The sequence below is a fragment of the Kitasatospora sp. NPDC091276 genome (assembly GCF_040684355.1).
Lineage (GTDB): Bacteria > Actinomycetota > Actinomycetes > Streptomycetales > Streptomycetaceae > Kitasatospora.
This window is the reverse complement of the sequence record NZ_JBFBFU010000025.1, coordinates 95,377-105,413: the sequence shown is the minus strand read 5'-3', so window position 1 is coordinate 105,413 and position 10,037 is coordinate 95,377. Positions and strand designations below refer to the sequence as shown.

Annotated in this window: 2 protein-coding genes; both read right to left on the bottom strand. The window is 77.8% G+C overall.

Going from position 1 to position 10,037, the window contains the following annotated elements:
- Positions 1–3 precede the first annotated feature (3 nt).
- Complete coding sequence (locus tag AB0O19_RS27885; protein WP_363623375.1) at positions 4–5,412, bottom strand: amino acid adenylation domain-containing protein; 5,409 nt, start codon at positions 5,410–5,412, stop codon at positions 4–6.
- Positions 5,409–10,037, bottom strand: a complete 4,629-nt coding sequence (locus AB0O19_RS27880) for a condensation domain-containing protein (protein WP_363623373.1) — start codon at positions 10,035–10,037, stop codon at positions 5,409–5,411. Before AB0O19_RS27880 ends, AB0O19_RS27885 begins: the two co-directional genes overlap by 4 nt.

Genomic DNA, 10,037 nt, shown 5'->3' with positions numbered 1-10,037 from the left:
GGTTCAGCTCCTCTCCGGCTCGTGCGGCTCGTGCGGCTGGTGCGGCCCCTGCGGACCCTGTGGCCCGGTCGGGTCGCCGAGCCGGTCGAGCAGCGCCGGGGCGAGGTCGACGAGGGCGGCCGGGCCGCCGAGTTCCTGGTGGCCGTGGTCGGTCCGGTGCCGCAGCAGCCGGCCGCCGTCGAGGTGGGGCAGCCAGCTCTCCGGGTCCTGGACGGGCCCGCTGGTCTCGGGGACGGCCTCGACGAGGAGCAGGTCGCCGCGGTACCCGCCGGGGCGGAAGGCCCGGCCGAGCCGGACGTTGTTGTCGTAGACCTCGGCGAGCGCGGTCAGGTGGTGTTCGGAGAAGACGGAGAGCGGCGAGTCGGAGTCCTTGGCGAGGGCGAGGAACTCCTCGGCGGTCGGCGCGGGCGCGTCGGCGGGGCGGTCGACGCCGGTCAGCCGCAGCAGGGCGTTGCGGACGTGGCCCTGCTCGGCGAGCACCTCGGCCTCCGAGCGGGCGGGCAGGTCGGCGAGCACGTAGCTGTCGAGCATCGCGAGCAGGCCCACCTCGGCGCCCTGCTCCTGCAACCGGGCGGCCACGGCGTAGGCGACCAGGCCGCCGAACGACCAGCCGAGCAGGTGGTAGGGCCCGTCGGGCTGGACGGCGCGGATCTCCCGCACGCAGTCCTCGGCCACCTCCTCCAGGCTGGCCGGCAGCGGCCCCCGGCCGTCGAGGCCGCGGGACTGCAGGACGTAGAGCGGCCGGTCGCCGAGCGGCCCCAGCAGCGCCGCGTACGTCCAGCCGATCCCGGCGGCCGGGTGCACGCAGAACAGCGGCGCGCCGGTGCCGGTCGAGCGCAGCGGCAGCAGGGTGGCCAGCATGGGCTCCAGGCCGTCCGCGGGCGGGGCGGGATCGGCGGCGTCGGCGGTGGCGTCGGCGGGGAGCGGGGTGCGGGCGGGCCCGGCGGTCGCGGGCCAGGAGTCGAGCAGGCCGAGGGCGCCGACGGTGGTGTCCGGCTCGGCGACGAGGGTGTCGAGCAGCCCCAGCAGCCGGGCGAGCAGGGCGTCGGCGGCCTCGGCGTCGACGGCGTCCTCCCGGTGCAGGATGTCGAGTTCCAGCCCGCCCTCCCTCGGGATGGCCATCAGCGACAGCGGGTAGTGCGCGGCCGTCTCGCTGCCCGAGCCGGTGATCCGCACCCCCGGGAGCGCGTCGCCCTGGTCGCCGGACTGCGGGAAGTTCTCGTACACCATGACGGTGTCGAAGAGTTCGCCGAGGCCGGTCGCCCGCTGGATCGCGGGGATTCCCAGGTGCTGGTGGGCGATCATCCGGACCTGCTCGCGCTGGACCCGGGTCAGCAGCCCGGCCAGCGACTCCTCCGGCCGCAGGGTGATCCGCAGCGGCAGGGTGTTGATCAGGAAGCCCATGACGGACTCGGAGCCCGGCAGCTCCGGCGAGCGGCCGTTGACGATGATCCCGAACACGGTGTCGGGGCGGCCGGTCCGCTCGGCCAGCAGCAGCGCCCAGGTGGCCTGGAGCACGGTGTTGAGCGTGATGCCCAGCGCAGCGGCGAGGGCGCCGAGCCGTTCGGTGCGCTCCTCGCCCAGGGGCCGGTAGCGGCGGCCCGGCCACCCGTCGGCGGGCGGCAGCCCGGGCGGCGTCACCAAGGTGGGTTCGATCGGCGCGGCCAGGGCCTCGCGCCACGCCCGGCGGGCGGCCTCGTGGTCCCGGCCGGCCAGCCAGGCCAGGTGGGCGCGCAGCGGCACCGGCTCGGGCAGTCCGGCCGGGTCGCGGTACAGGGCGAACAGCTCCGGCAGGAGGAGCTGGTTGGACCAGCCGTCGATCAGGGTGTGGTGGGCGACCACCTCCAGCCGGTACCGCTGCGCTCCCACGCCCTCTCCGGGGCCCAGCCGCAGCAGGGTGAAGCGGATCAGCGGCGGGTCGGCCGGGTCGAACCGGGTGGTCCTGGCCTCGGCGGCCAACCGCTCGGTCTCCGCCTCCTGTTCGGCCGCCGTGAGGCCGCCGAGGTCCAGCTCCGTGAACGGCGGCAGGCGGTCCGGGACGACCTGGACGGGCCGGCCGTCGGGGAGGCGGACGAACCCGGCCGCCAGGTTCGGGTGGCGGCGGCAGAGCGCCTCGACGGCGCGGCGCAGCGCCACCGGGTCGAGCCGCCCGTCGAAGAGCATCCACAGCCGCATCACGTAGGCCCCGCCGCCGCCCTGGCTGTGCTGGGTGGGGAAGAGCAGCCGTTCCTGGAGCGGTGTCAGCGGCAGCACGTCCCGGTGGCCCGGGAACCGGGCCCGCAACCAGGCGCGTTCGGCGGCGTCCAGCGGGAGCAGTTCGCCGTCGGCGGGCCGGCCGGCGCCCTGGTCGGCGGGGTCGAGCGCGGTGGCGACGGCCGCGAGTCCGGCCGGGGTCGGGTGCGCGAACACGTCCTCCGGGGCGAGCGCCAGCCCGGCCCGGCGGGCCCGGCGGAGCAGCTTGATGGAGCGGATGCTGTCGCCGCCGAGGGCGAAGAAGCTGTCGTCCGGGCCGACTCCGGGCAGGCCGAGGACGCCGGCGAAGAGCTCGCGCAGCACCTCGACGGGGCCGGCGGCCGGGGCGGCGGGGGGCTCGGGCGTGGTCCCCGGCGCGGCTCCGACGGCCAGGGCGGCGAGCGCGCCGCGGTCGGTCTTGCCGTTGGCGTTGGTCGGGAGGTCGTCGAGGAAGACCAGGGCGGCCGGGACGACCGGTGCGGGCAACACCTCGCGCAGCGCCGCCCGGACGGCCTCCGGATCGGCCGGGCGGCCCTCGGCGGCGACCAGGAAGGCCGTCGTGCGGCGGTCGCCCTCGCCGTCGTCGGTGGCGACCACCACGGCCCGCCGGACGCCGTCCAGCTCCGTCAACCGGGCCTCGATCTCGCCGAGTTCGATCCGGTGGCCGCGGATCTTCACCTGGTGGTCGGTGCGGCCGGCGTACTCCAGCTCCCCGGCGGCGGTCCAGCGGGCGAGGTCCCCGGTGCGGTACATCCGGGCGCCGGGCGGGCCGAACGGGTCGGGCAGGAAGCGCTCGGCGGTGGCCCCCGGCCGGTGGGCGTAGCCCCGGGCCAGGTAGTCGCCGGCCAGGTAGAGCTCGCCGGTGACGCCGACCGGCGCGGGCCGCAGGGCCGGGTCGAGGACGTGGGCGCGCACGTTGCCGATCGGCACGCCGATCGACGGCTCGCCGTCCGCGCCGGGCGGGCAGGCCCCGGCCGTGGCGTACACGATGGCCTCGGTGGGGCCGTAGAGGTTGAGCACCCGGGCGTCCGGGTTGCGGGCGTGCACCTGGCGGACCAGCGCGGCGGGCAACGGCTCGCCGCAGAACACGTAGGTCGTCGCCCGCTCGCGCACCCACTCGGCCCGGGCGACCTGCTGGTACACCGACGGGACGGTGTTGACCAGGCTGCCGGACCAGTCCGGGCGTTCCAGCAGCGTGAGCAGGTTGTCCACCAGGTCGACACTGCCGCCGACGAACAGCGGCACCAGGAGCTCGAAGACCGACAGGTCGAAGGAGAGCGAGGTGGAGCCGAGCACCCGGGAGAGGGCCTGGGGACCGAGCTCGACCGCCGCCCAGGCGGCGAGGTTGGCCACGGCCCGGTGGGTGACCACCACGCCCTTCGGCGTCCCGGTGGAGCCGGAGGTGTGGATGACGTACGCCGCGTTGCCGGGCAGCGGGCCGGTGGGCTTCGCCTCGGCGGGCGCGGCGCCGGCGGGCTCGACGGGAGCGGGCTCGACGACGGCGGGCTCGTCCAGCAGGACGACGGACGGGCCGTCGGCGGCCGGCTCCGGAAGCGCGGCGGCGGCCAGCTGCGCCGTGGTCAGGACCACCCGGGGGCGGGCGTCCGCCAGCACGAACTCCACCCGGCCGCGCGGGTGGCCCGGGTCGACCGGGAGGTAGGCGGCGCCGGCCTTCAGCACGCCCAGCACGGCCGCGACCAGGGCGGGGGTGCGGGGCAGCAGCACCGCGACGACGTCCTCGCGGCCGACACCGAGGCCGGCGAGCAACCGGGCGATCCGCTCGGAGCGCCCGTCCAGTTCGGCGTAGTCCAGCACCTCGCCCCCGCCGCGCACCGCGACGGCGGACGGGGTCCGCGCCAGCTGGGCGGCGAACGCCGCGGGCACGGTGGTCTCGGGCACCGCGTGTCCGGTGGCGTTGGCCTTCCGCAGCAGGGCGAGCTCGTCCTCGCCGGCGAGGTCGAAGGAGTGGATCGGCTCGTCGGGCCGGGCCGCCAGCCGCGCCAGCAGCCGGACCAGTCGGCGGTGGGCCGCCGGGTCGGCGCCGTGGCCGCCGGCGGCGACCCGCCACGCCCCGTCCGGGTCCGCCGGGCCGGGGGTGGGGTCGGCGCGCAGGAACAGGCCGGGCAGCGGCTCGCCCCAGGCGCGGGCCAGGACGGCGACCGTCCCGGGGCCGTACGCCACCCGCTCGGCGCTGTCGGCGATCCCGGTGACCAGGCCGTACCCGGAGGACGGGCCCCAGGGCAGGTCGAGGTCCGGCCGGTGGCCGTGGCGGCGGGCCGCGCGCAGGGCGCGGCCCGCCTGCCGGAGGACGGCGGTGAAGCTGAGCCCGGGGGCCGGGGCGAGGCGCACCGGGACGACCAGGCCGCGGCCGCCCGGGCCGGGCGCGGGACGCCAGTGTCCGAGCAGCAGCTCCCGGGTGCCGGTCAGCCGGTGCGCGTGGACGGCGGCGGCGGCGAGCAGCACCGCGGCGGGGCCCGCGCCGCCGGCCCGGGCGACCCGGGCCAGTGCGGCCGGGTCGGCCACCGGCAACCAGGGCAGTTCGGCCGGCGGCGCGACGGCGCCGGCCGGGCGGGCGGCGGCGGGCTCGGGGCCGGCGGCCCCCAGGACCTCCCGCCAGTACGCCCGGTCGGCGGGCCGGTCGGCGTCCGGGTCCGGAGCGAGGGCGGGGGTGCCGAGGGAGGAGGGGGTACCGAGGGAGGCGGGGGCCGTCCCGCCGTCCTCGGCGTACAGCTCGCCGGCCCGGCGGACGAGCGCGGCCAGCCCGGCGTCGTCGTCGACCAGCCGGTGGTGGCGCTGGAACCAGCTGAGCCCGCCGTCGGACCGGCGGATCAGCACGTGGCGCACCAGCGGCCCGCCGAGCAGGTCGAGCGGGCGGACGAGCTCGGCGGCGAGCCAGCCGTCCAGTTCCTCCGGGTCGAGGTCGATCACCGCGACGGCGGGCGGCTGGGCCGGGTCGGCCGGGCGGAGCAGGCCGGGGCCGCCCCCGGCGGCGGCGCGGTAGCCGGTGCGCAGGTCCGGGCGCTCGGCCAGGGCCCGGGCCACGGCGCGGCGCAGCCGGTCCGGCCCGACCGGGCCCTCGAAGCGGACCAGGCGCGCCACGCAGTCGGCGGGCAGGGACGGGGTGTCCCGCAGGACGGCACGCCGGGCGGCGTCGAGCGGGGTGGCGGTGGAGCTGCTCACAGGGCCCTCACGGTGTCGTCGTCGGAGTGCGGGGTCACGCTCTCGGGCGCGTCGGCGTGGTCGGCGTGGTCCGCGCAGTCGGCCCGGTCCGCGTAGTCGGCGTAGTCGGCCGCCACGTCGTGGACCGGGCGGTCGGGCTCGGCGAGCAGGCCGCGCAGCAGCTCGCGCAGGCCGGTGGCGAAGCCGGTCGCGGTCGGCGGGTCGAAGAGTTCGGGGGCGTAGTGCACGGTCAGCGCCGTGGGGGCGGCGCCGCTCTCCGCCCGCCACCCCAGGTCGAGTTCGGCCCCGCGCGGACCGACGCCGTGGCCACCGCCACCGCCACCGCCACCGCCACCGCCGTCGCTGTCGCTGTCGCCGTCGCCGTCGCCCCGGGAGCGGACCGGGGGCTCGGCTCCGGGGCCGGCCGTCCCGTCGGGGGTGGTCCGCCCGAGCAGGTCGGTGAAGGCGGGTTCGTCGGCGAGGTCGGCCCGCAGCAGGGCGCCGCCGGGCAGGCCGACCGCCACCTCGTCCTGGCCGGAGATCCACGAGAGCAGCACCAGCCAGCCGGCCCGCAGCACCCGGTCGGGGTGCGGGCCGGACCGGGCGATCGCGCCGCGCAGCGACTCGTCGACCGGGACGGTCACGCTGCGCTCGGTGTAGTCGGGGCGGCCCGGGCGGGGGCGGTCGGTGGGGACGTCGAGCCGGACGGGCCCGGGCGGGCCGGCCGCCGGCACCTCGGCGGAGGCGGCCGGGACCGCGTCGGCGGAGACGGCCGCCGGCGCCCCGGCCCGCAGCCGGGAGATCGGCAACTCGCCATCGGCGGCGGCTAGTTCGCGGAGAAGCTCGGTGTACTCCTCGACGAACGCGGCCGCCGTCTCGCTCGTGAACAACTGGGTGCTGAACTCCAGGCAGGCGGTCATGGCGTCGTCGCCGACCCGGTCGGAGGTGATCAGGGTGAGGTCGAACTTGGCGGTGCCCGCCGGCAGGCCGCCGAACAGGTTGCCGGCGCTGTGGCCGATGTCGAAGTACCCGGTCGAGGTGCCCTCGATCTGCTGGATCGGCGGCAGCTCCTGGTGCACGTAGAACACGTCGAACAGCGGGCTCCGGCCCGGATCGCGCTCGTCCGTCAGCGCCTGGACGACCCGGTCGAAGGGGATCTCCTGGTGCTCCAGGGCCTCCAGCACCACGGCGCGCACCCGGTGCAGGAAGGCGGTCACCGACGGGGCGCCGGACAGGTCGGCGCGCAGCGCCACGGTGCTGTTGAAGAAGCCGATCAGGCCTTCGAGTTCGGGCCGGTTGCGCCCGGTGGTCGGGATGCCGACGACCAGGTCGTCCTGCTCGCTGCGGCGGGCCAGCAGCAGGTAGAGGCCGGCGAGCAGGACCACGAAGAGGGTGACGGAGCGGTCGGCCGCGAGCCGCCGCAGCTCCCGCATCAGGGCGGCGTCCACGGTGAACACCGCGAGGTCGCCGGCGTGGTCCCTGCGGGCCGGGCGCGGGTGGTCGGTGGGCAGCCGCAGCACCGGCGCGTCCCGCAGGGTCTCGCACCAGTAGGCGAGTTCGTGGTCCAGGGCCGGGCCGGCCACCAGTTCGCGCTGCCAGGCCGCGTAGTCGGCGAACTGGACCGGCAGCGGTGCGAGCCGGTGCGGGCGGCCCTCGCGGCGGGCGGCGTACAGCTCGGGCAGCTCGCGTTCGAAGATCCGCGGTGAGGCGCCGTCGTTGACGGCGTGGTGCATGGTCACCTGGAGCACGTGCTGCTCGGGGGCCGTCCGGACCACGAGCACCCGCACCAGGGGGTCGTGGGCGAGGTCGAAGCGGTGCTCGGCGGCCTGCCGGACGAGTTCGCGGGCGGCGGCGAGCGGGTCCGGATCCGCGGAGACGTCATGGAAGGCGAAGAAGTCGCCGGGCTCCGGGCGGATCCGCAGCACCGGCTCGTCGTCCTCCTCGGCGAAGTTGGAGCGCAGCACCTCGTGGCGCAGCATCAGGTCGTGCCACATGCCGCGGACGGCGTCGATGTCGAGCGGGCCGCTGATCAGGCTGACCATCGGGAGGTTGTAGAGCGTGGTGCCGGGGTCGAGCTGGTGGTGGAACCAGATCCGGTCCTGGCCGAAGGAGGTGACCGGGGGCGTGTCGCGCGGGGTGATCGGCGGCAGGGCGGGGGCCGCGGGGGCGCCGGCCCGGCGGCGGATGAGGTCGGCGAACGCGCCGACGGCGGGGTGTTCGTAGACGTCGAGCAGCCGGGGGCGGAAGCCGAAGCGGGTCTGGATCCGGTCGGCGAGCTGGAGGGCGATGATCGAGTTGCCGCCGAGTTCGAAGTAGTCGGCCTCCGGGCCGGGCGGCTGCTCGCTGTGCAGGAGTTCTCCCAGGACTTCGGCGAGCCAGCGTTCGGGGTCCTCGGCGGGGCCGGTCCCGGCGCGCTCGACGGCGGGCGCCGCGGACGCGACGGGCACGGCGGATGCGACGGGCACGACGGGCAGCGCGGGGGCCGCCGGTGCGGGCCGGATCCAGCAGGGGGTGGCGGCCAGCGGGTGTCCGGGCAGGCGCAGCCGGCGGGCGGTGCCGGGCTCGGGGCCGAGCGCCGTCCAGTCCAGGTCCAGGCCGCATTCGTACAGCCGGCCGAGCAGCGCGGCGAACCCGTCGTCGGCGGCCGTGACCAGCCGGGCGCCGTCCTGCCCCTCCGGGCCGAACCGCTCGGCGAGCAGCCGGCCGAGGACCCCGCCGGGGCCGGGGTCGAGGAACACCACCGGTCCGGCGGCGGCGAGCCGTTCGGCCGCCGCGACGAGCCGGTCCCGGTCGGGCGGCGCGGCCTCGGCACCGGTGCCGGTGGCGAGTTCGCGGGTGTCCTCGGCGGTGAGGGTGCCGAGCAGGTACCGGGCGGCGTACCGGGAGACGCCGCTGCTCAGCACGGTCTCCACGGGCACGCCGCAGCGCGACAGCTCGCGGTGGAGGGCGAGTTGGCCGGCGAGCAGCCGGGCCGCCGGGCCGGTGGCGGGCAGCGTGTCGGGCAGCTCCGTCGGGCCGGGGGCGTCGGGCGCGGCGTCCGGGGAGAGCAGCAGGCAGACGGCGGGCGGCCTGGTCCGGCCGCCGCGCGGGGCGCCGTCGGCCGGTGCCGAGGCGTCGAGCCGGGCCGCCCGTTCGAGCAGGGCCCGGCCGAGCTCGGCGGTGTCGCGGGCCCGCACCGCCACCCGGTGTCCGTAGTGGGTGCGCCCGGAGTTGAGGGTGAGGGCGACGTCGTCGAGGTCGGTGTCGCGGGCGGCCGGGCCGGTCAGCGCGGTGCCGAGGTCGGCGCAGAGCCGGGCGAGCGCGGTGCGGCTGCGCGCGGAGACGCCGACGAGCCGGGGGGTGCCCCGCCGGTCGGCGCGCGGGGGCACGGGCGGCCGCTGGACCACGCAGTGGGCGTTGATGCCGCCGAGGCTGTACGAGCTGACGCCGGCGATCCGCTCCTCGCCCTCCCAGGGGCGCAGCGCGGTGACCACCTCGACGGGTTCGAGGGCGGCCTCGTCGACGGGCCGGCGGAAGTGCAGGGACGGGTACAGCTCGCCGTGGCCGACCGCGAGGACGGCCTTGACCAGGCCGGCGATCCCGGCCGCGTGGTCGAGGTGGCCGACGTTGGTCTTCACCGAGCCGATCGGCAGCCGCCGGCCCCGCGCCCCGAACCCGCGCGGCCCGAACACCTGGGCCAGGCCCTCCAGTTCGACGGCGTCGCCGAGCCGGGTGCCGGAGCCGTGCGCCTCCAGGTAGCCGGCCAGGGCGGGGTCGAGCCCGGCGGCGCGCCAGGCCGCGCCGATCACCGCCGCGTGCGCGGGTGCGCTCGGGGTGCTGATGGTGGCGGCCGCGCGGCCGTTGTGCCGGACGGCGCTGCCGCGGATCACGGCGTGGACGGGCGTGCCGTCGGCGCGGGCCCGGCCGAGGGTGGTGAGCAGCAGGACGGCGCCGCCCTCGCCGCTGGCGGTGCCGTCGGCGTCGGCGTCGAAGGCCCGGCAGCGGCCGCTCGGGGAGACGAGTTCGGTCATGCCTTCGGTCTGCCGGGCGGGCAGGCCGCCGGGGCGCAGGCTGAAGCCGCCGGCGAGCGTGTACTCGGCCTCGCCGTCGCGCAGTTCGCGGCAGGCCTGGTGGACGGCGACGAGCGAGCCGTTGCAGCCGGTGTCGACGGCGTAGCAGGGGCCTTCGAAGCCGAGCACGTGGGCGATCCGGGCGGGCAGCGCGAAGGGCACGTTGCCGAGGGCGCTGAGCGGGCCGGGCTCGGTGGCGGCGCCGAGGTAGCCGGAGGCGGCGGCGCTGAGCACCACGGCGACCTGGCGTCCGCGCAGGGCGCTCGCGGCGTAGCCGGCGTCCTCGACGGCCTGGTGGGCGAGGACCAGCGCGATCCGCTGCTGGGGGTCCATCAGGGCGGCCTCGCGCCGGGAGAGGCCGAAGAAGGCGTGGTCGAAGGTGTGGACGTCGGCGAGGTGGCCCATCGGCAGGTAGCCCGCGTCCGGGTCGAGTCCGGTGGCAGCGGCCCGGGCGGCGGGCATGTCCCCGACGGAGTCCCGGCCGGCGGCGAGGTTGGCCCGGAAGGCCGCCAGGTCGTCGGCGTCGGGGAAGCGGGCGCCGATGCCGACGACGGCGATGTCGGTGTCGGCGGGGGCCGTCGCTGGGGTCCTGGTCAC